The organism is Fusobacterium ulcerans (assembly GCF_003019675.1).
GTDB classification, from domain to species: domain Bacteria; phylum Fusobacteriota; class Fusobacteriia; order Fusobacteriales; family Fusobacteriaceae; genus Fusobacterium_A; species Fusobacterium_A ulcerans.
Map to the genome: position 1 here is coordinate 1,503,430 of NZ_CP028105.1, position 20,680 is coordinate 1,524,109.

At 31.8% G+C, this 20,680-nt stretch carries 25 protein-coding genes; all 25 read left to right on the forward strand.

The features are described 5' to 3' along the window. Nucleotides 1-5 precede the first annotated feature (5 nt). The 25 genes from C4N20_RS07000 (at nucleotide 6) to C4N20_RS07120 (ending at nucleotide 20,659) form a co-directional block, all read left to right on the forward strand. On the forward strand, nucleotides 6-713 hold the full coding sequence (locus C4N20_RS07000) for a class I SAM-dependent DNA methyltransferase (protein WP_005982513.1): 708 nt from the start codon (nucleotides 6-8) through the stop codon (nucleotides 711-713). Nucleotides 714-819: 106 nt separating this feature from the next. Next, nucleotides 820-1,029, forward strand: a complete 210-nt coding sequence (locus C4N20_RS16835; RefSeq protein WP_039995992.1) for an AtpZ/AtpI family protein — start codon at nucleotides 820-822, stop codon at nucleotides 1,027-1,029. Between the two features lie 13 nt (nucleotides 1,030-1,042). After that, the gene (locus tag C4N20_RS07010) at nucleotides 1,043-1,420 is read left to right on the forward strand and encodes a hypothetical protein (RefSeq protein ID WP_005982515.1); all 378 of its coding nucleotides are present in this window, start codon (nucleotides 1,043-1,045) and stop codon (nucleotides 1,418-1,420) included. 25 nt (nucleotides 1,421-1,445) lie between these two features. Then, nucleotides 1,446-2,252, forward strand: coding sequence for a F0F1 ATP synthase subunit A (atpB, locus tag C4N20_RS07015; RefSeq protein WP_005982517.1), 807 nt, complete (start codon nucleotides 1,446-1,448; stop codon nucleotides 2,250-2,252). 36 nt (nucleotides 2,253-2,288) lie between these two features. Beyond that, nucleotides 2,289-2,561: an ATP synthase F0 subunit C gene (gene atpE, locus C4N20_RS07020; RefSeq protein ID WP_005952243.1), complete on the forward strand. Its 273-nt coding sequence runs from the start codon at nucleotides 2,289-2,291 to the stop codon at nucleotides 2,559-2,561. A gap of 54 nt (nucleotides 2,562-2,615) precedes the next feature. Continuing rightward, entirely contained in the window at nucleotides 2,616-3,122 is a 507-nt protein-coding gene (atpF, locus tag C4N20_RS07025; RefSeq protein WP_005982519.1) for a F0F1 ATP synthase subunit B, read from the forward strand. Further along, on the forward strand, nucleotides 3,119-3,643 hold the full coding sequence (gene atpH / locus C4N20_RS07030; RefSeq protein ID WP_005982521.1) for an ATP synthase F1 subunit delta: 525 nt from the start codon (nucleotides 3,119-3,121) through the stop codon (nucleotides 3,641-3,643). Before atpF ends, atpH begins: the two co-directional genes overlap by 4 nt. A 30-nt stretch (nucleotides 3,644-3,673) precedes the next feature. Then, nucleotides 3,674-5,176, forward strand: a complete 1,503-nt coding sequence (atpA, locus tag C4N20_RS07035; RefSeq protein WP_005982523.1) for a F0F1 ATP synthase subunit alpha — start codon at nucleotides 3,674-3,676, stop codon at nucleotides 5,174-5,176. A gap of 14 nt (nucleotides 5,177-5,190) precedes the next feature. Beyond that, entirely contained in the window at nucleotides 5,191-6,042 is an 852-nt protein-coding gene (gene atpG, locus C4N20_RS07040; RefSeq protein WP_005982525.1) for an ATP synthase F1 subunit gamma, read from the forward strand. An 18-nt stretch (nucleotides 6,043-6,060) separates the two neighbouring features. Then, nucleotides 6,061-7,461 carry a F0F1 ATP synthase subunit beta gene (gene atpD, locus C4N20_RS07045; protein WP_005982527.1) on the forward strand — a complete coding sequence of 467 codons (1,401 nt, stop codon included), beginning with the start codon at nucleotides 6,061-6,063 and terminating at the stop codon, nucleotides 7,459-7,461. A 2-nt stretch (nucleotides 7,462-7,463) separates the two neighbouring features. Beyond that, nucleotides 7,464-7,868 carry an ATP synthase F1 subunit epsilon gene (atpC, locus tag C4N20_RS07050; protein ID WP_005982530.1) on the forward strand — a complete coding sequence of 135 codons (405 nt, stop codon included), beginning with the start codon at nucleotides 7,464-7,466 and terminating at the stop codon, nucleotides 7,866-7,868. 379 nt (nucleotides 7,869-8,247) lie between these two features. Further along, nucleotides 8,248-8,664 (forward strand): hypothetical protein, encoded by a 417-nt coding sequence (locus tag C4N20_RS07055; RefSeq protein WP_005982532.1) that lies wholly within the window; start codon nucleotides 8,248-8,250, stop codon nucleotides 8,662-8,664. Nucleotides 8,665-8,677: 13 nt separating this feature from the next. Beyond that, nucleotides 8,678-9,388, forward strand: a complete 711-nt coding sequence (locus tag C4N20_RS07060) for a fimbrial biogenesis chaperone (RefSeq protein ID WP_005982535.1) — start codon at nucleotides 8,678-8,680, stop codon at nucleotides 9,386-9,388. 19 nt (nucleotides 9,389-9,407) lie between these two features. Next, on the forward strand, nucleotides 9,408-9,857 hold the full coding sequence (locus tag C4N20_RS07065) for a hypothetical protein (protein WP_005982537.1): 450 nt from the start codon (nucleotides 9,408-9,410) through the stop codon (nucleotides 9,855-9,857). A 57-nt stretch (nucleotides 9,858-9,914) separates the two neighbouring features. Beyond that, complete coding sequence (locus C4N20_RS07070) at nucleotides 9,915-10,313, forward strand: hypothetical protein (RefSeq protein WP_005982538.1); 399 nt, start codon at nucleotides 9,915-9,917, stop codon at nucleotides 10,311-10,313. Then, nucleotides 10,310-12,892, forward strand: a complete 2,583-nt coding sequence (locus C4N20_RS07075) for a hypothetical protein (protein ID WP_005982540.1) — start codon at nucleotides 10,310-10,312, stop codon at nucleotides 12,890-12,892. Before C4N20_RS07070 ends, C4N20_RS07075 begins: the two co-directional genes overlap by 4 nt. Next, nucleotides 12,879-13,313: a hypothetical protein gene (locus C4N20_RS07080; RefSeq protein WP_005982542.1), complete on the forward strand. Its 435-nt coding sequence runs from the start codon at nucleotides 12,879-12,881 to the stop codon at nucleotides 13,311-13,313. Before C4N20_RS07075 ends, C4N20_RS07080 begins: the two co-directional genes overlap by 14 nt. Before the next feature lie 7 nt (nucleotides 13,314-13,320). After that, nucleotides 13,321-13,716 (forward strand): hypothetical protein, encoded by a 396-nt coding sequence (locus tag C4N20_RS07085; protein WP_005982544.1) that lies wholly within the window; start codon nucleotides 13,321-13,323, stop codon nucleotides 13,714-13,716. Nucleotides 13,717-13,839: 123 nt separating this feature from the next. Further along, nucleotides 13,840-14,319, forward strand: coding sequence for a GNAT family N-acetyltransferase (locus C4N20_RS07090; protein WP_008699225.1), 480 nt, complete (start codon nucleotides 13,840-13,842; stop codon nucleotides 14,317-14,319). Nucleotides 14,320-14,328: 9 nt separating this feature from the next. Next, nucleotides 14,329-16,173, forward strand: coding sequence for a tetratricopeptide repeat protein (locus tag C4N20_RS07095; RefSeq protein WP_040490930.1), 1,845 nt, complete (start codon nucleotides 14,329-14,331; stop codon nucleotides 16,171-16,173). Between the two features lie 11 nt (nucleotides 16,174-16,184). Beyond that, a complete protein-coding gene (locus tag C4N20_RS16840) occupies nucleotides 16,185-16,427 on the forward strand; it encodes a hypothetical protein (protein ID WP_227372325.1) in 243 nt (80 codons plus the stop codon). 164 nt (nucleotides 16,428-16,591) lie between these two features. Beyond that, the gene (locus tag C4N20_RS07105) at nucleotides 16,592-17,650 is read left to right on the forward strand and encodes an FUSC family protein (protein ID WP_005982546.1); all 1,059 of its coding nucleotides are present in this window, start codon (nucleotides 16,592-16,594) and stop codon (nucleotides 17,648-17,650) included. Further along, a complete protein-coding gene (locus tag C4N20_RS07110) occupies nucleotides 17,647-18,102 on the forward strand; it encodes a NanQ anomerase/TabA/YiaL family protein (RefSeq protein ID WP_005982548.1) in 456 nt (151 codons plus the stop codon). The genes C4N20_RS07105 and C4N20_RS07110 overlap by 4 nt, the downstream gene beginning before the upstream one ends. A 228-nt stretch (nucleotides 18,103-18,330) precedes the next feature. Continuing rightward, a complete protein-coding gene (locus tag C4N20_RS07115) occupies nucleotides 18,331-19,593 on the forward strand; it encodes an MFS transporter (protein ID WP_005982550.1) in 1,263 nt (420 codons plus the stop codon). A gap of 25 nt (nucleotides 19,594-19,618) precedes the next feature. Continuing rightward, nucleotides 19,619-20,659: a sugar phosphate isomerase/epimerase family protein gene (locus C4N20_RS07120; RefSeq protein ID WP_005982552.1), complete on the forward strand. Its 1,041-nt coding sequence runs from the start codon at nucleotides 19,619-19,621 to the stop codon at nucleotides 20,657-20,659. Nucleotides 20,660-20,680 lie beyond the last annotated feature (21 nt).

The following is a 20,680-nucleotide window of genomic DNA, read 5'->3' on the forward strand; positions in this document are numbered from 1 at the left end:
ATAATATGTATAAATATTTTTCTAAAATCTATGATAAATTTATGGAATATTCAGATTATGGAGCATGGGAAAAGGTAGTAGAAGGTCTTATTGCAGAAGGAAAGCCTCAGGGAAAAGCGTTGCTGGACATTGGGTGCGGAACAGGAGAATTGCTTTTAAGAATGGCTAAAAATTATAAATGCCATGGTTTAGATTTATCTGAAGGAATGCTTAAAATAGCAGACAGAAAATTAAAACATAGAGAAGTTAGATTATTTCTTGGGGATATGGTAGATTTTAATACAGGATTTCAATATGATATAATGGTGGCTCTTTTTGATACAGTGAATCATATTCTTTCTACAGAGGAGCTTACAAGTCATTTTATAAGTGTAAAAAATTCTTTAAAAGATGAAGGAGTATATATTTTTGATGTAGTGGACAGAGAATTTATGGAAATGATGTTTCCAAATGATCTCTTTGTTGACAATAGAAAAGATTTAACTTGTATCTGGGAACATGAAATAGAAGAAGGAATAGACTACATAGATGCTACATATTTTGTAAAAAATTCTAAGGGAACATTTGATAAAATTACAGAAAGTTATAGCAAAATGATATTTACAGAGAAAGAAATTGAGGATTCTGTAAAAGAATCTGGACTTAAACTGATAAGAATTATAGAAAATAATGAAATTGCAGGCAAACGAAATGTTTATTTGTTAAAAAAATAATACCAAAACGGTAAGTAAATGACAATTTATTTCCAGAATAGAAATAAAACATTGACTAAAAGTGAGAAACATTATAAAATTATACAGTATAGATGGTGAATTATTCATGAAATGGATAACTAAAGAATTAATTAAGAATTTCTCATTACTAGGGTATCTTGGCTTTTTGATAGCTGGAAATATCCTTCTTTATGTATTTATTTATAAAATGATTGAGAAATATTTTTTTAAAAGCACGATATTATTTATTCTACTGCTTTTAATAGGTATAGTAAGCGGCTTTTACAGTGCATATAAGCTGATAATGAAAAAGTAGAAAAGGTGATGGAATGAATGATATAAAAAGAATTTTTAAAAGAGCAGCAGTGACAACAGTCATTATTCTTATATATGGAGTGTTAGTGAAAAGTGAATATGTCTATCTGGGAATGTTTTCAGGTAGTGTGATGTCTATTTTTGTATTCTATTTACTTTGCCTTGATATAAAATCCATAGCTGCTTCTGAAAATATTTCGAGAAAAAGGGGTTTTATAGGTTATGCAAAAAGATATGCCATTTATGGTATATATCTTGGTATAATGGCTCATTTTTTTGGGCTGCCCATGTTATTAGGTTCAGCAATAGGATTATTGAATGTAAAGGCAAATATACTTTTAATAATTCTTTCTGAAAATATATTGAAGCTTAGAGACAAATATCTAAGATGACGCAATGAAAGGAGGGTTTTAACAGATGAGATTAGGAGCAATAGAGTTCGTAACACCCCCTTTGGTGGAAGGACCAAGAATTGTATTTTTTCTCCCTCTTCCTGAATTTCTTCATAAGATGCCATTTGCAATGGAAATGGCTAATGGGGGATATGGGTTACCAGTAACTATAACAGTTGTGACCACTTGGTTTATCATTTTGGTACTGTTTATTTTATTTAAACTGGGAACTAAAAAATTGGAAATGATACCAGGAAAGGCTCAAATAATGCTTGAAAGTGTATATGACTTTTTAGATGCTATAATTGAGCAGATGCTGGGATCATGGAAGAAAAAGTATTTTTCCTACATATCAACACTTTTTTTATTTATATTCACATCTAACATAGTAACATTCTTTCCTATACCATGGTATTCAGTAGAGAATGGAGTGTTTCAGTTAGCACCGGCTTTTAGATCACCAACAGCCGATTTGAATACTACAGTAGGATTGGCACTACTTACAACGTTTGCTTTCCTAAAAGCAAATATATCAACAAATGGTTTTGGAGGATATCTGAAAGGATTTATCGAACCAATACCTGTTATGCTTCCTCTGAACATAGTTGGAGAGTTTGCTAAACCAGTTAATATTTCTGTCAGACTTTTCGGGAACATGTTCGCAGGTGGAGTTATCATGGGGCTTCTTTATATGGCAGCACCAGCAATAGTTCCAGCACCTTTGCACTTGTACTTTGATCTGTTTATGGGATTGGTACAAAGTTTTGTATTCATTATGTTGAGTATGGTATATATCCAAGGCTCTTTGGGAGATGCGGAGTATACAGACTAGATAAAAAAACAATAGAACTTTAGGAGGTAATAAAATATGAACGAAATGTTATTAGCAAAAACTATAGTATTAGCAGCATCAGCAATTGGAGCAGGTTGTGCAATGATCGCTGGATTAGGACCAGGAATTGGAGAAGGTTATGCAGCAGGTAAAGCAGTAGAAGCAGTAGCTAGACAGCCAGAAGCAAAAGGTAATATTATCTCTACAATGATACTTGGACAAGCAGTTGCAGAGTCAACTGGTATTTACTCTCTAGTTATCGCTTTGATATTATTATATGCTAACCCTTTCGTAGGAATGTTAGGATAATTTCTTTGAAATAAAAAGAGAAATTTATCATCATCTGGAAAGGAGGTAGAGAATTTGGCGACAACAATTATGCCAGCAGTATCGATAGATGTCAATATGTTCTGGCAGATAATCAACTTTTTTATACTTGTCTTTGTATTTAACAAATATTTTAAGAAACCTTTAGGAAAAATGCTTGAGACAAGAAAAGCAAAAATAACAAGCGATTTAAATGATGCTAATGTAAATAAAGAAGCAGCAATGAAACTTCAGAAAGAAGCTGAAGAACTACTGAAGAAAGCTAAATTTCAAGCAAATGAAATTCTGAAAACAGCTGAACATAAAGCTGATGAAAGAAGAGAATACATTTTGAGCGAAGCTAAAGATCAAAGAGATAAGATCATAAAAAATGCTGAACTTGAAGCTGTTAAAATGAAATCAGATGTAAGAAAAGAACTTCAGGATGAGGTAAAAGATTTGGCTGTAAGATTAGCTGAAAAGCTGATTGAAGAAAAAATAAACCCTAAACTTGAGTCTACCTTAATAGATGAGTTTATAGAAGAGGTAGGGGAAGAAAGATGATTGATAATCAAGTAGGAAGAAGATATGCAGAAGCAATCTACGAAATCGCTGAATCTACTGACAAAGTAAAACCCATTTATGAAAAGCTAAATGCTCTCATGGAATTATATAAAAATGATAATGAATTTAAAACTTTTATCACACATCCTCTTATTGAAGAAGATGAAAAGAAAAAAGTTTTAAGCTCTATCTTTAAAGATTCTGATGAGGGTACTTTAAATATAATGTTTTATATTCTTGATAAAAAAAGAATGGAAAACATAAGAAATATTGTGGCAGAATATCTGAAAATATACTATGAAAAAAATCAGATACTTGATGTTGAGGCAACCTTTGCTGTTGAACCAAGTGAGCTACAAAAACAAAAATTAATAGAAAAATTAATGAAAAAAACAGGGAAAAAAATCAATCTTGAAGTTAAAATTGATAAAGCCATCATAGGTGGAGGTATCATTAAAATAGGAGATCAGGTAACTGATGGATCTATACGTAAAGAGTTGAATTCCCTAAGAAAAAAATAGAAAGGCTTGGAAAGCAGGAGGTGTAATCAGTTGAAAATTAGGCCAGAAGAAGTAAGCAGCATAATCAAAAATGAGATTGAGAACTATAAAAAAAGTCTTGATATAAAAACTTCAGGTTCTGTTTTAGAAGTAGGAGACGGTATAGCCAGAGTCTATGGATTGAGCAGTGCAATGTCAGGAGAGCTATTGGAATTTCCACATGGTGTTATGGGAATGGCATTGAACCTTGAAGAGGATAATGTAGGAGCAGTTATACTTGGAGACTTCTCTCTGATAAAAGAGGGAGATGAAGTAAGAGCAACTGGAAGAGTTGTGTCTGTTCCAGCTGGAGAATCTTTACTAGGAAGAGTTGTAAATGCTCTTGGAGAACCAATTGATGGAAAAGGTGAAATTAAAGCTGAAAAATATATGGAGATAGAGAGAAAAGCATCAGGAATCATCTCTAGAAAACCAGTATTTGAACCATTACAAACAGGAATCAAATCTATTGATGGGATGGTACCTATTGGTAGAGGACAAAGAGAGCTTATAATTGGAGACAGACAAACAGGAAAAACGGCTATTGCTATTGATGCTATCCTTAACCAAAAGGGAACAGGAGTAAAATGTATCTATGTTGCAATTGGACAAAAAAGATCTACTGTTGCTCAAATATATAAAAAATTGGAAGATGCAGGAGCTATGGAATATACAACTATAGTTGCAGCTACAGCATCTGAGGCAGCTCCATTACAATATATGGCTCCATATTCAGGAGTATCTATGGGAGAATATTTCCTAGATAAAGGGGAACATGTACTTATAGTATATGATGACCTATCAAAACATGCAGTAGCATATAGAGAAATGTCACTATTGCTTAAAAGACCACCTGGAAGAGAAGCTTACCCAGGAGACGTATTCTATCTGCACTCAAGATTACTTGAAAGAGCAGCTAAATTATCTGATAAATTAGGTGGAGGATCTATAACGGCTCTTCCAATAATAGAAACACAAGCAGGAGACGTATCAGCATACATTCCTACAAACGTTATTTCTATAACTGATGGACAGATATTCCTAGACTCTCAATTGTTCAACTCTGGATTCAGACCTGCTATAAATGCTGGTATATCTGTATCAAGGGTTGGAGGTTCTGCACAAATAAAAGCTATGAAACAGGTTGCTTCTAAAGTTAAACTTGAACTAGCTCAATATACAGAACTATTGACATTTGCACAATTCGGATCAGACCTTGATAAATCTACAAAGGCTCAATTGGAAAGAGGTAACAGAATTATGGAAGTTTTAAAACAGCCACAATACAGACCTTTCCCAGTTGAAGAACAAGTAGTTGCATTCTTTGCTGTTATCAATGGATATCTTGATTCTGTAGATGTGGATAAAGTAAGAAGATTTGAAGATGAACTTCTAACAGAACTTAGAAATACTACAGATATCTTAGCTGAAATAAAAGATAAAAAAGCTTTAAGTAAAGAGATGGAAACAAAATTGGGAGAAGCTATCAACGCTTTCAAAAAGAATTTTAACTAGAAAGAGGTGGGATAATGGCTGGAGCTAAAGAGATAAAAAGCAGAATTAAAAGTGTTCAGTCTACTCACCAAATCACTAAAGCCATGGAAATTGTTTCTACTACAAAATTCAAAAGATTTTCAGCATTAGTAGCTAAATCAAGACCTTATGCTGAAAGCATCCATAACATCCTGTCTAACATAGCAGCAGGAGTTAAGAGTGAAAAACATCCTCTTTTTGATGGGAGAGAAGAAGTCAAGAAGATAGGTGTAATAGTTATGACATCTGACAGAGGACTCTGTGGAGGATTCAATAACAATGCTCTTAGAGAAATGGAAAAAATCATGAGAAATAATAGTGGAAAAGAGGTTTCAGTGATTGCTATAGGAAGAAAAGGAAGAGAATACTGCTCTAAGAGAAAGTATGATCTGAAAGCAAGCTATATCCAACTTATTCCCGAGACAATGGGAGATAAGGCAAAAGAGATAAGTGAAAATATAGTTGAATATTACTATAATGGAATCTTTGATGAAGTGTATATGATCTATAATAAGTTTGTATCAGCTTTGAGAAGCGACCTTTTAGTAAGAAAACTTATTCCTATAGAAAGAGTAGAAGCTACAGAAAACACAGCATATATTTTTGAACCAGATGCAGAGACTATATTGTCTGCACTTCTTCCTAAATATTTAAATGTTGAGATATATCAGGCTCTTTTGAATAATACTGCCAGTGAACATTCAGCAAGAAAAAATTCAATGAAGAGTGCCACAGATAATGCAGAAGAGATGATAAAAGAGCTTAATCTGAAATATAATAGAGAGAGACAATCAGCTATTACTCAAGAAATAACTGAAATAGTTGGTGGAGCAGCAGCTCTAAATTAAAGATAAGGAGGCAATAGCGTGGAGAACAAAGGAACTATAACACAGATTATCAGTGCCGTTGTAGACGTGTCTTTTAAAGACCAGCTGCCTAGTATATATAATGCATTGAAAGTAAAAGTAGGAGATAAGGAACTTGTACTTGAAGTTCAACAGCATCTAGGTAACAATGTAATAAGAGCAGTAGCAATGGATTCTACTGATGGTCTGCAAAGAGGTATGGAAGTAATAGATACTGGTTCCCCTATAAAAGTACCAGTAGGGAAAGCAGTTCTTGGAAGAATATTAAACGTTCTAGGACAGCCAGTTGATGATGGTGGACCTATTGAAACTGAAGAATATCTTCCTATACATAGAGATGCCCCAAGTTTTGAAGAGCAGGAAACAGAAACTGAAATCTTTGAAACAGGAATAAAAGTAATCGACTTATTAGCACCATATATAAAAGGTGGAAAAATTGGACTATTCGGAGGAGCTGGAGTTGGAAAAACAGTTCTTATCATGGAACTTATCAATAACATTGCTAAGGGACATGGAGGACTTTCAGTTTTTGCGGGAGTTGGAGAAAGAACAAGAGAAGGTAGAGACCTTTATGATGAAATGACTGAATCAGGAGTTTTATCTAAGACATCTCTAGTTTATGGACAGATGAATGAACCACCTGGAGCAAGACTTAGAGTAGGACTTACAGGGCTTACTGTAGCAGAAAATTTTAGAGATAAAGAGGGACAAGACGTTCTTCTATTCATAGACAATATATTCAGATTTACTCAAGCAGGTTCTGAAGTATCAGCATTATTAGGAAGAATGCCATCAGCAGTTGGATATCAGCCTAACCTTGCTACAGAAATGGGAACTTTGCAGGAGAGAATCACTTCAACTAAATCAGGATCAATAACATCTGTACAAGCAGTATATGTACCAGCAGATGACCTTACTGACCCTGCACCAGCAACTACATTCTCACACTTGGATGCAACTACAGTTTTATCAAGAAATATAGCTTCTCTAGGTATCTACCCAGCAGTTGACCCTCTTGATTCTACATCAAAAGCTCTATCAGCTGAAGTAGTAGGAAAAGAGCACTATGAGGTAGCCAGGGAAGTACAAGAAGTTCTTCAAAGATATAAAGAGCTTCAAGATATTATTGCAATTCTAGGTATGGATGAATTATCTGATGAAGATAAACTTACAGTATCAAGAGCTAGAAAAATTCAAAGATTCTTCTCTCAACCATTCTCTGTTGCTGAACAGTTTACAGGTATGGAAGGAAAATATGTTACTGTAAAAGATACTATCAGAGGATTCAAAGAAATCCTTGAAGGTAAACATGATGATATCCCTGAACAAGCTTTCCTATTTGTAGGAACTATAGAGGAGGCAGTAGCTAAAGGAAGAGACCTTATGAAAGGGGATGAATAATTATGGCAACTTTTAAGGTTAAGGTTGTAAATTATCAAGAAAAAGTTTTGGAACAAGACGCAGAGTTTCTTTTAGTAAGAACTACTGAAGGAGAAATGGGAATTCTTCCTAATCACTCACCTTTTGTTGCAGGACTTGCTATTGGTGAAATGAAAATCAGACTCAATGGTGAAGAAAAATGTTACTTTGTTTCAGGAGGGTTTCTAGAGATATCTAATAATAATGTAACTGTGCTAGCTGATGAAGCTATGCCATGTGAAATGATAGACTTGGAAAGAGCTAGAAAAGAAGCTGAAGAGGCTAAGGCCAAATTAGATAAATTGAAAGAGGATAAAGATATTCTTCTGACTGAAAAAAATCTAAATGAAGCTTTAGTAAAAGTACGTTTAGCAGAAAGATTATTATAAATATTTAAAATAAGAAAACAGGCATATTTTAAGCCTGTTTTTTGTTTTTGAGGGACTAATTGTGATTTCATAACATTCTATAAATCTATTTTATTTATATATAAAATAGATTTTTTTTATGTTGTTTATTTCAATTAAAATTTAGTTTGTTTACACTTTAACTTTGGAAATTCAAATAAAAGAAGTTTATTAATTGAAATTTAGAACCTTAACGAAAAAAGCATATTAGTATATATAATTAGTTATTTTATCTTAAAATGAGGAATAAAGATATTTATTGAACTTCTGTATTTTATATGCTATAATCCGATTAAAGACATAATTATTCAAAAAAATACCAAATAGAGGAAAAAATAAACAAAACAGGGATGATCAGCTTATGATAAAAAAAATTTTTTGTTTTTTGTTAATAAGTTTAAACTTGTATTCAGGGGAGTTTCAACAAGTTTCTGCTGTAATAAAAATAACAGGGAAAGTTGTTGCCAATGCTTCATTAGTTGTAAAAGTAGATGGAGTGGAAACAAATGAAATAGTTATGGAAAACTATATCAAAGGATCTAACAATAAAAATACAAAAACATTAACATTTGGCCTAAAAGAAGAATATACAAATGGAGCTATAAATCTTAAAGATGTAGATTATAGCGGTAATGAAAAAAATCTCTATAAGATAGAAAAAGTATCTGAAGGAGAAGAGAAAAAATTTAAGATATCATATAATACAGAAACATTAAATAAAATGAATCATGGGGATGAAGCAGAGGATACAATAGTTTTTACTGCTACCTATGATTAAGTGAGGAGCGTATATGAAAAAAATAATAAGTATTGCATTCATGTTTTTAATGGTAACAGTGAGCAGTTTTGCATTTTTTAGAACTTCAGTAGCCCCAGGGATATTTGAAATGAATCTGGATAGATCAGCTACAGAGGAGATAATACTTGTAAATAATTCAAATGAACCTATCAGAGTAAAAATATATCCGGGAAAAGATGAAAATATAAAAGATGAAGAATATCTTGGAGAATGGCTGAGAATATATCCAAGAACTATGACATTAGAAGGAAATTCAGAAAGAAGAATAAAATTTTCTATAAGAGCTCCTAAAGATAAACCTGATGGAGAATATAGAGGACTGATATATATAGAGGAACTTCCAGAGGTGGTAGAGGGACAAAGTACATTGACTTTAGCTGGAAGACATGGGCTTACAGTGTATGGAACTAAAGGAAAAGTAGAATATGATATAGCTGTTTCAAATATAAAAGTTGTAAATAATGAACTTACAATGAATATCAAAAATAATGGAAAATATAGTTTAAGACCTGAAATAAAAGTAAATTATCTCTCTGCTAAGGGTAAAAAGCTGGGAGAAATGGAGGAAAAAACTGGAAGAATCTTAAAAGACAGAACAGCAGTAGTAAAGGTAGAGCTTAAAGATTTGAAAGGTGAAGCAGTAGAAGTAAATGTATCTGGAAAAAGCAAAATACTTTATAGCGAAACTGTAAAGTTAAAATAAAATAAGGAGATGACGTATCATGAAAAAAACATTTTTTATGGTAGGACTATTAGCAGCATTATCTATGACAGCATTTGGGGCAGAGGTTGGAAAGGTAGAAAAAGCAATTGGTATTACTGGAACAGCAGTAAAAGGAATTACAATAACATCAACAGAAGAGACAATAGAATTTGGAAGAGTATTAGTTAATAGTGAAGCAGTTTCACAAGAAATAGGATTGACTTTAACAGGAGAATCAGGACAAAATGTTGTTTTGAATTCAACTATGGTAGGAGATGGGAGAGCTGATTTAAGTTTTGATGACGCAGCTAAAATAGTAGATGGAGAAAAACTGCTATTAACAACTGGAACTGCAACCAAAAAATTTAAATTGAAATATAAACCAACTACTGCTGGAGCTTTAAATGTAACTTTAACAGTAACAGCTTCATATGATGACACAGATGCTGCATGGGTAGCAACAAATTAATAAATATAAACAATTAAATCAGGAGGAGGAATCCTCCTTTTTTATAAAGGAGAAAATATGAACTTCAAATTATTATGTATTTTCTTAATATTAACAGTAATAAGTCTTTCCCAGGACTTAAAACCATTGATAATAACTGAAAAACAAGGGTTTAATTTTGGTACTATCATAAAAAATTCCTCTTCTAAAAAAGTTCCTCCACTTAGAAACCTTATACTTAATATAAAAGGAACGCCTTTTGAAGAGATAAAAGTAGAAATGGATACCCATTTTGAATTGGAAGATGGAGTATATATAACTGATCCTGTTATTTTAAATGATGATGCTCTTATACTTGATAAAAATGGAGAGTTGGATTTAGAAATAAAAGGAAACATATATATCAATCATAAAGTAAAGCCTAAATCTTCCAGAGAAAAAATTGGAAATCCAATATATGTGGAGTATAAAAATTGAGAAAATTAATTGTATTATATACTTTTTTTCTGATAGCTGTATTTAGTTATTCAATAGATATGGAAAATATTACTGATGGAAATATGGATTTACAGGTAAATAGAATAAAAGAAGAATTTTTTCCTCTCTATATAGATGAGTTGAAGGGGATTGGATATCTTCCTATGAAAGAGTTTCTTTATACTATAGAATTGAATGAGATAGAAGTGGATTTTCAAAATAAGATGATAAAGGGAATACTTCCAGATAAAAGGAAAATTCAGTGGAAATTTGATTCAGACATATCGTTTATAGATAACGAAGAACTATATTTAGAGATTGAGCAGCTGAATAAAATTTTTCCAGTAAAAAATGTAAAATTCGATCTGGCTATGTTGAATATAAATATACAGTTTGATCTTAAAATTCCAGCTGACATACGATATGAGCAGGAACAAAAAAGAAGAGGTATGTCAAAAGGAGATAAAACAGGAAAAAAACATGAATATATAGATAATAAGAGTTTTTTTTCTCCAGGAGTTATTCAAGTAGAATATGAAAAAAATGATTTGGAGAAGAGCAGAGGAAGTTCATTGTCAGTGAATTACTCTACTCAGTTATTGTATGGTGAATTAGATGGGGAATTTAGTATTTTTGATGACAGCAGAAAAAATAGAAAAAAATTTGAAGTAGAATCTTTATCATTAAATTATGAAGATGTAATGGATAAAAAAGATGTGATATTGGGAAGTTTTTATATGAGAGTCCCATCTTTTTATGATGTGGAAACAGATATTAATGGAATAAGCATCTTAGATTCATCTTCAAGATATGATGTAACAGAAAAAAATGGAAATACATTTGAAGGATATGCTCCTTCAGGTTCAGTTGTAGAATTATATAGAAATGGAATATTGATAGATTATCAAAATGCAGATAATCAAAGATATATTTTCAGAGATATAAATACTCAATCTCTTACTGATAAATATTATATAAGAATATATAAAGATGATGGAACATACATACAGCAGGATATCTCCCTATGGCTTAATAACAAGACTCTTAATAAAAACCAATGGAGTTACAACATACAGAGCGGGAAGGTAGATAAAAAAGGCGATAATAACTTCTGGGGAACATTGAGATATGGAGTTAATGATTTTGTTACAGTGGAAGCAGGATATTATGATTTAAAAGGAAAATCAGAAGAAAGATATAGATATAAAGAAAGAGCCTATGGAATATATCTCAGCTCTCCACCTATAAAATTTCCATTTTGGACAAATATCAACTGGTATGAAGATACAGAAAAGAATGATGGAACTCTTATCTGGGAATACAAGCAGAATTTTTATGATTTCATTTTAGAGGGAAAAGGAGAAAAGTACAGCAAAAGAATAAGTCTGGAAGAAAATAAAGAGGAAAAATACAGAGCCAATATCAGAAAAAGTTTTGGAAGATTGAATGTTGGTGCTGGTTATGAAGTAGAGGTATCTAAAGGCAAATATTACAGAGACTACATAGCAAGTGTTGGATATAATAGGAGATATGTAAGTAATAATATAGAATATCGTTTTCAGGAATATGAAGAGGATGAAAATAGAAACAAGCATTCTACAAGATTTCAGACAGGGATATCATATTTTGACAACTGGAATATAACAGCAGAGATAGATATAAAGTACAATAATAAATGGGAAATGGATACTGATAAATATTCAGTGAAATTTATAAGACGTAATAATAATTACTACAGTAAAAAATATTTTGATCTCTCTTTAGGATTTACATATTCAGAAAAAGATGAAGATCATTTTAGAACAGAGGTATATGCAACAATTTATCTGGAAGATTTTGGACTGCCATTTTTTAATACTGAAGTTTCTTTTGAAGCTAATGACAGAAGAAGTGAGGATAGAAAAGTAGGAACAAAAATTAAAAAGATAATTGTGCTTGAAGATCTACAACGCAACAGTAAACTAAAAAATATTTCTAACTCATGGATAAGTGGAAAAGTTTATATAGATAATAATTCTAACTCAATATATGATGAGGGAGATGAACCTTTATCAGAGATAAAAGTAACTGTTTTAGGTAAGAGTGTAGAAACTGATGAAGATGGAAATTATCTGGTTGAAGATATTTCATCTAATAGTGAATTCAATGTCAAAGTAGATAGAACATATATTGATCCTCTTTTATATTATAATGAGGAGAAATACTATAAAATGATGCCATCTACAGGAATGCATATAGATATTCCTTTCCAGAATACTATATCTTTAAGTGGAAATATAAAATTAGAAGGGGCAGATATTCCAGAGGATAAACTTCCATACATATATAATAAAATGAGAATAACTATAAAAAAAGATGGAAAAGAGATAAAAACTTTAAAACCTGAATTTGATGGTTTTTTCATATTAGATGGTTTGATAGAGGGAGAATATGTTATGGAACTTTCTTCTAAAGATGAGCAATATAAACCTTTAAAAGATAAGATGGAACTGTCAATAAAACCAGAAGAAGCAGCAAATGGTGTTTTTGAAGTCGGTGATTTGATCTTTATTAAGGAGGATCAAAATGAAAATATTTAAATATTTTTTCTTGTTCTGTTTATTATTTAAATTTTCATACGGGGTATATCAAAATACTAATTCAGAGAAAATGAAGGCGGAATCAGAAGTTGCATTAAAAGGTCTGATAATAGAGATGAAAGGAATAGAAGAAGAGGTTCCTACCAAGATTGAATTGACTTTTTCACAGGAAGGTACAGATGTCGAACTTGTATTTAATCATGACAATGTAGAACTGTCAAGTGATGGTAATAGTTTAGTAAATATAGGTATTTCAAAAGGTGGAGGAGAAAATTCTAAATCAGTATTCAATATCACTTTTAAAAGCAAAAAATTGAAAGATAGTGAAATTGAACTTTTAAAAAGCGGAAAATCTATATTAGAAGATACTCCAAATAATGAGGAAATGAAAATAATAAGACTGACAGCAATATACAGATAGGAGGAAAATGAAAAAAATAATTTTGCCATTTATTATATTTCTTACAATTACAATTTATTCAAGTGAAAGAGCAAGTTTCAGAGCAACAGCTGTATATGAAGTAAAATCTCCTATCACAATAATTTCTAACAGAAGTGATATTAATTTTGGAATCCTTCTGGATGGACAGAAAGGAATAGTATCAGGACATACATTAACGCTTGAAGGGACAGGAGATATGAATTTGAAATACACTCTGAATGTTTCTCAAAGTGATATAGGGCTTGAAATTGTAGAAAAAAACAAAACAACTAAAAGTGAGGGCATAGTCTATGAGTATGAATATACATGGGATACTCAAAAGAGTAAGATAAAAAATTTAAAAGGAACAGTAATAACATTTACAGCCTCATATACAGAATAAAATATTTTTTAATATAACTCACTCTAGCGGAAAAACTATTATAATGTTAAAATAAAGAGGAAGGCTCAAAGGCTGACCTCTTTTTATTTTTTGAAAGAGAAGTACTTAATATAAGGGGGAAAAATGGATATAATAATAAGAACAGTAAAATTGGAAGATATAGAAAGCATAAATGCTTTGTACAAAGAAGTTGATGAACTTCATTTGAAAAAATATCCAGAACTTTTTAAGAAAGCAGAAGAGGAAGGAAGACCTGTTGAGTATATAAAGAGTATTATTGCAACTCCATATAGGGAAATATTTGTAGCTGAACGTGGGGGAGAGATAGCAGGGATAGCAGAAGTAATGGTAACTAAAAACCAGCCTTTTCCAGTAAAAGTGGATATGCAATGGGTAGCATTGGATAATCTTGTAGTAAGTGAAAAATTTAAAGGAAGAGGAATAGGAAGTATGTTGGTAGATTGTGTAATAGACTGGGCAAGAGATTGGAATATAAATAGAGTAGAGCTTAAAGTTTATGAGCAAAATTTTGAAGCTTTATCTTTTTATGAGGCCAAAGGATTTGAAACACTTAATAGAACAATGTTTTTAAATATAGAATAAGGAGGAAAAATGGAAGATTTAAAAAGCAGAGTAGATGAACTTTTAGAAAATCAGGAATATGATAAGGCTCTTGAGCTCCTTACAGAAAATGAAATAAATGGGGAAGCAGATATATGGACTAATTCAACAACAGGGTGGATACTTGGAAAATTAGGAAGAAGAGAGGAAGCTCTTGAATACTTGAGAAAAGTAGAGGGAGAAGAGGAAGAGAATCCATGGTTGTGTTGTGAAATAGGTTGGAATCTAGGAGCTTTAGGAAAGAGCAAAGAAGCATTATATTATCTAAATAGAGCTAAAGAATTGGGAAGAGATGATGTATGGATCAATAGTGAATTAGGTTGGAATATGGGGAGATTAGATAGAAATGAAGAGGCAGTGTATTATCTAAACAGAGCCAAAGAACTGGGAAGAGATGATAACTGGATATTTGAAGAGTTAGGTTGGAATCTAGGTATACTGAAAAAATATGAAGAGGCTCTTGAGAATCTTATTATATCAGAGAAAATGAGAGAACCCGATGCATGGACTAATTCACAAATAGGTTGGAATTTAGGAAAAATGGGAAGAGATGAAGAAGCTGTTGCTTATTTACAAAAAGCAGTTGATCAAGGAAGAGATGATGCATGGGTTTACTCTACTCTTGCATGGAATCTAGGTAAGTTGGAAAAAAATAAAGAAGCTCTTGAATATCTTTTAAAAGCTAAAGACTTAGGAAGAGATGATGAATGGCTTAATAGTGAAATAGGATGGAATTATGACAGAATAGATCAGTATGAAAAAGCTTATGAATATTTGAAAAAAGTAGAAGATATGGGTAGGAGTGATGCCTGGTTCTTTAGAGAATATGGATGGTGTATAGGTAGGCTGGAAGGAGACAGGGAGGAAGAAGCTCTGAAATATCTAATGAAGGCTGAAGAACTTGAGGAAGCTGACTCGTGGCTGAATACAGAAATAGGTTGGAATCTAGGAAAATTAGGTAAAAATGAAGAAGCTATTGAGAGATTGAAAAAAGCAGAGAAACAAGGAGATACAAGCAGATGGTTGTATAGAGAGATTGCATGGAACCTTGGAAGAGCTAAAAAACCAAAAGAAGCTTTGGAGTACCTAAGAAAAGCAGAAGATAAAGATAATTTAACTCCTTGGATTTGTACAGAATTTGCATGGAACTTAGGAAAATTAGGGGAAGTGGAAGAGGCTATATTCTATTTGAGAAAGGCTAAAGAATTAGGAAGAGACGATGCTTGGGTTAATAGAGAATTAGGATGGAATTTAGGAAAACAAGATAAATACAAAGAAGCTCTAGAGTGTTTGAGAAAGGCTGAAAAAATAGAGGAAGATCCAGACGCATGGCTGTATAGAGAAATAGGCTGGAATCTTGGTATGCTTGATGAGTTTAAAGAAGCTTTGGAATATTTGAGAAAAGCAGAAGAAATGGAAGAAGCAGATGATTGGTTAAATTCACAAATAGGTTGGAATCTTGGAGAACAGGATAAATATGTGGAAGCTATGGTGTATATAGAAAGAGCTATGAAACAAGGAAGAGATGATGCTTGGATAAATGGAGAGTATGGATGGCTTTTATCTAAACTGAATAAATATGAGGAAGCTTTGGAGTACTTTAAGAAAGCAGAAGCGGAAAAAGAACCATCTGACTGGCTTTTAGGACAACTTGGAGATGTACATAAAGAGCTTGGAAAATATGAATTAGCTTTAGAATACTACAAAAAACTTGAAGAGGCAGACCCAGAAGATTCAAATAATCTTTCAAATATAGCTGATGTACTTACAAAACTTGAAAGAAGTGAAGAGGCTGTGGAATACTATAAAAAGAGTGAAAAAAAAACGGCAGAATAGAAAATTACAGTCTGGCTGCCAATTATGAAAAAACAGGCGATTATGAAAATGCAGCAAAGTACTATCATAAGGTAATTACAGAAGAAAATAGAAGAGATACATGGATATATAAAAAAGCAGGAGCAGCTTTTAAAAAAACAAGAAGATATGCAGAAGCTTTAGATTGCTATAAAAAAGCTAAAGAATTTAATGGAAAGAGCAGCTCTAAAGAAATAGATGCTGAAATAGCATGGCTTGAAAGAAAAATAAAATAAAAATGATTTTATATGTATAAAAATATTGTAAAAATGCTCCAAAAAAGATAAAATAGTTTAGAATATATTTAAGATATATTTATTATTAAAAAAAGAAAAGGCAAAACAAATTCATGTCTTGGGGAGAGCTGACATGATTTTGGCTGAGTAATCTGAGGAGAACTATGGTAGAAAAAAATGTCAGGATACTGAAAAGAGCATTTTTAGTATCTATAGCAGTTGCGATATCCATATGGGTATGCAATTATTTTAACCTTTCTCACTTCTATGCTGGGATAGGAGCTTTAAATGTATCAGATCTGAATGATTCGAAAACTAGAAGACAGGCTTATGAAAGAGTTATGACTACTTTATTTGGAGGAGCTATAGCAGTTGCTATATGTTATATGGGATTTCAAGAAAATCTTGTTATGTATATTCTTGGATTATGTATAGTGTGCTGTTTCAATGAAATAGTGATGAGAGTTCCGTCATCTGTAGGATGTATAGCTTTTACATATATCATGCTCAATGTAGATCCAGAACGAACTCCAATTGGATATCTTATGGAGAGAGTAATTGGAACTTTTGCTGGGGTAGCAGCTATATCAATTGTTATTACACTCTATAATGTATTTTTTAATAAGGAAGAACTTAAAAACAAGGTGCCTCCAATGCCTAAGGCAGATTTGAAAAAACAAATAATGAGAGGATTGGAACCTGGGATGGCTGTTATTTTAGGACTGGCATCTATAAAATTTATCAATCACTTTTTTGATCCAATATACATAACTAACTATACTCTTTATTATTGTGCTCTTGCTATTGTAGTTCCTTTCAGGCTTGAATGGGATGAATTACTTTTAAGGACGAAAGAAAGATTTTTGAGTACTGTGTTTGGAGGATTTGTTGCTTTTGCATTTTATTTCTCTGGCTTCCGAGGAACCTTTTGGTGTTCTATAGGGATAATAGTGGTGGTGGTAATAACAGAAATAATAGTGAAAGTACCAGCTTCTCTAGGTGGAATAGTATTTATGTTTATCATGGTAAATATGAAAAAACCTGGGATGACTCCTATGCTTTATTATACTAATAGAGTGTATGGAACAGCTGTTGGAGTAATAACTATCATTTTATTCTCATATATTTTTAATAAGGTTGTGGAAAAATATAAAAAACCTAAAAAGAATAATGAAAAAATGAATGATGGAAACAATGAAGTGTTTAAAGGAGATGTAGAATGATATTTGATACTTTAAAAAATCTAAAAGACTATAAAGGAATGTCTGCTAATTTTGACAGAGCTGTAGAAAGTATTTTAGCTGGAGATTATCTGGAAGCTTCAGAAGGAAGACATGATATAGATGGAGATAATGTATATTTCAATGTACAAGAAAATTTACTAACTAGAGAAGTAAATGAAACTTGTTTTGAGAGTCACCAAAAATATATAGATATTCAATTAATAGTTGATGGAGAAGAAAATTTTGGTTATTCGGCAAGAGAAACATTGAAAGAGAGAAATAACTATGATTCAGAAAAAGATTATGATCATTTAGATGGAGAAATAGAAGTGATGTGTAAAATGTCAAAAGATAGATTTATTCTTTTTCTTCCACTGGAACCTCATATGCCATGTTTAAAAGTTGGAGAGAAGAAAAAAATAAAAAAAGCTGTGTATAAAATAAAAGTTTAATTGATAAAAAACCGAAACTGCTTGAATAAAATCAGGCAGTTTTTTTTATTGCCTCAAATTCCTTTCTTTTTTCTTTAAATGAATTATTTTCATATTATTTGTTTTTAAATATTATCAAAAAACAACAAAAAACAACAAAAATACAAAAAATAACTTGAAAAAACATTTTTCTTGTGATATATTTACAAATATAAAGAAAATAAAATTATTTAAGGAGAAAGATGAAAAATGACAAAAAGTGCAAATTTTAAAAAATGGTTTACATTTGTAGTCTTGGTAATTGGAGGAGGAACAATATTTAAACTTTCTTCATTGAAAGACGCTTTCTATGTACCTATGCAGGAATTTATGGGATTGACACATACACAGATCGGAGCTGCTCTTTCAGTATATGGGCTGGTTCAAACAATAGGAAACTTTGCATCTATTTATATCTCAGATAGATTTTCAAAGAGAATAATGATATCTGTTTCTCTTGTAGGTGTTGGATTAATCGGGATATATATATCAACTTTCCCTGGATATGGCGGAATTTTACTAGCATGGGGACTTCTTTCATTCTTTGGAGAGGTTGTATACTGGCCAGTTCTTTTAAAAGCTATAAGACTTCTTGGAGATGAAACAGAACAAGGAAGACTATTTGGATTCTTAGAGGCAGGAAGAGGAGTTGTAGATACAATCGTTGCATTCTCAGCATTGGGAGTATTTGCTTTATTAGGAAAAGGATCAATAGCCTTAAGAGGATCAATACTTTTCTACTCAGGAGCAGTAATATTAACTGGAATAATATCTTATTTTCTTGTAGAAGATGATAAAATAGGAGCAGGAAAAAATGTAAATAAAAATAAATTAGCTTGGGACGGAGTTATACAGGCAGTAAAAACTCCTGAAATATGGGTAGTATCACTAACAATAGCTTCTATATATTCAGTTTACTGTGGGCTTACATACTTTATTCCTTTCTTAAAAGATATTTATGGAATACCAGTGACACTGATTGGAGCTTATGGAATAATAAATCAATATGGACTAAAAATGGTTGGAGGTCCTGTTGGAGGGCTGCTTGTTGATAAAAAATTCAAATCAGCAACTAAGTTTTTAAGAGTAGCGTTAATAGTAGCAGCAATAGCTATGTTTGGATTTATACTTTTACCACATGAAACAATGAATGTATATGTAGGTATGGCTTGTACTTTAGGATTTGGAGCTATCATTTTCTCTATGAGAGCAGTATTCTTTGCTCCTATTGATGAAATAAAAGTTCCTAGACATATAAGTGGAGCAGCAATGTCAATAGCTTGTATTTTTGGATATGCTCCACAAATGTTTGCTTTTGCTCTTTATGGAAATATGCTTGATAGAAATCCGGGAATGGCAGGTTATAGAATGGTATTTATGACAATGATAGGATTTGCAATATTGGGAGTAGTCATTACAACAATCTTATTAGGGATGATAAAAAAGAAAAAAGATCAGGAAATAGCAGATTAATAAAAAGATATTCAGGAGGAAAGAAATGTTGAAGTTAGGATTGGAAACAGAAAGTCTTCATTTGTGGTTACAGCATAAGAGAATGGATATATTCGGATTTATAGAAAAAGCTCATGAGTTTGGATTAGACGGAGTTCAGATAAATGTTATAAAAGATTATAACCTTGATGAAAACTGGGGAGCTTTAGAAAGCAACTCTGATGAACATTTAAGAAAAATAAAAGAGTTGTTGAATAAATATGGAATGTATGTGGAATTAGATATGAGAAATCTCGATTATGATCGTCTTGTAGAAGTTTTGGAAGTGGCTAATAAACTTGGGGCAGAAGTAATCAGATCATATATTCCAATCAAACCTCTTGAAAAGAAAGAAAATGCTTCTGGAGCAGAGGGAGCCTATGACTTTGCTAAAGTGCGTTATGATTTTGATATGAAATCATATGATGAAGGAATTGAGAAAGTAAGAAAAATCATTCCATTATTGGAAAAATATAGAGTGAAACTTGCATTGGAAAATCATGAGTATGAAACTTCAGAAGAATTAGTAAATGTGATAAAAAAGATTGATTCTAAATGGGTAGGATTCCTGTTTGATTTTGGAAACTCTATGATGGCTTGGGAAGAGCCAGTGAAAGCAGCAGAAAATATGGCACCATATACTTATACAACTCATTTTAAAGATCATATAATAATAGAAGAACCAGAAGATAAATATGGATATGTAGTTTGTGGAGTTCCAGCTGGAAGAGGAAATATTGATTTAGAAAAATGTTTTAATATTTTGATGGAAAAATCACCTCTTACTAGAATAAATGTAGAAAGCTGTCATCCATATTGTGCTCAGTTTAAAAGAACACCAGGAACTGGGGGAGTAGAAAAAGTAGGAGAAGGAACTTTTAAAGTTGAAAAACATCCTTATGACTATAATATTATAAAGCCAGCACAATATTATTATCCTCATGAAGTATCAGAAGAAATGCTGGAAAAGTTATTAGAGGATCAGTTAAATGGATTGGTTGAAACTGTAAATTATTTAAAAAAATTAAGAGACAACTATTCTAAATAATGCCACAGGATGTAGGAGATG

Excerpts from the sequence above, each read along its gene's own strand:
- C4N20_RS07000 (WP_005982513.1), top strand. The coding sequence starts at position 6 with ATGTATAAATATTTTTCTAAAATCTATGATAAATTTATGGAATATTCA.
- C4N20_RS16835 (WP_039995992.1), top strand. The coding sequence starts at position 820 with ATGAAATGGATAACTAAAGAATTAATTAAGAATTTCTCATTACTAGGG.
- C4N20_RS07010 (WP_005982515.1), top strand. The coding sequence starts at position 1,043 with ATGAATGATATAAAAAGAATTTTTAAAAGAGCAGCAGTGACAACAGTC.
- atpB (WP_005982517.1), top strand. The coding sequence starts at position 1,446 with ATGAGATTAGGAGCAATAGAGTTCGTAACACCCCCTTTGGTGGAAGGA.
- atpE (WP_005952243.1), top strand. The coding sequence starts at position 2,289 with ATGAACGAAATGTTATTAGCAAAAACTATAGTATTAGCAGCATCAGCA.
- atpH (WP_005982521.1), top strand. The coding sequence starts at position 3,119 with ATGATTGATAATCAAGTAGGAAGAAGATATGCAGAAGCAATCTACGAA.
- atpG (WP_005982525.1), top strand. The coding sequence starts at position 5,191 with ATGGCTGGAGCTAAAGAGATAAAAAGCAGAATTAAAAGTGTTCAGTCT.
- atpC (WP_005982530.1), top strand. The coding sequence starts at position 7,464 with ATGGCAACTTTTAAGGTTAAGGTTGTAAATTATCAAGAAAAAGTTTTG.
- C4N20_RS07055 (WP_005982532.1), top strand. The coding sequence starts at position 8,248 with ATGATAAAAAAAATTTTTTGTTTTTTGTTAATAAGTTTAAACTTGTAT.
- C4N20_RS07060 (WP_005982535.1), top strand. The coding sequence starts at position 8,678 with ATGAAAAAAATAATAAGTATTGCATTCATGTTTTTAATGGTAACAGTG.
- C4N20_RS07065 (WP_005982537.1), top strand. The coding sequence starts at position 9,408 with ATGAAAAAAACATTTTTTATGGTAGGACTATTAGCAGCATTATCTATG.
- C4N20_RS07070 (WP_005982538.1), top strand. The coding sequence starts at position 9,915 with ATGAACTTCAAATTATTATGTATTTTCTTAATATTAACAGTAATAAGT.
- C4N20_RS07080 (WP_005982542.1), top strand. The coding sequence starts at position 12,879 with ATGAAAATATTTAAATATTTTTTCTTGTTCTGTTTATTATTTAAATTT.
- C4N20_RS07085 (WP_005982544.1), top strand. The coding sequence starts at position 13,321 with ATGAAAAAAATAATTTTGCCATTTATTATATTTCTTACAATTACAATT.
- C4N20_RS07090 (WP_008699225.1), top strand. The coding sequence starts at position 13,840 with ATGGATATAATAATAAGAACAGTAAAATTGGAAGATATAGAAAGCATA.
- C4N20_RS07095 (WP_040490930.1), top strand. The coding sequence starts at position 14,329 with ATGGAAGATTTAAAAAGCAGAGTAGATGAACTTTTAGAAAATCAGGAA.
- C4N20_RS07105 (WP_005982546.1), top strand. The coding sequence starts at position 16,592 with ATGGTAGAAAAAAATGTCAGGATACTGAAAAGAGCATTTTTAGTATCT.
- C4N20_RS07110 (WP_005982548.1), top strand. The coding sequence starts at position 17,647 with ATGATATTTGATACTTTAAAAAATCTAAAAGACTATAAAGGAATGTCT.
- C4N20_RS07115 (WP_005982550.1), top strand. The coding sequence starts at position 18,331 with ATGACAAAAAGTGCAAATTTTAAAAAATGGTTTACATTTGTAGTCTTG.
- C4N20_RS07120 (WP_005982552.1), top strand. The coding sequence starts at position 19,619 with ATGTTGAAGTTAGGATTGGAAACAGAAAGTCTTCATTTGTGGTTACAG.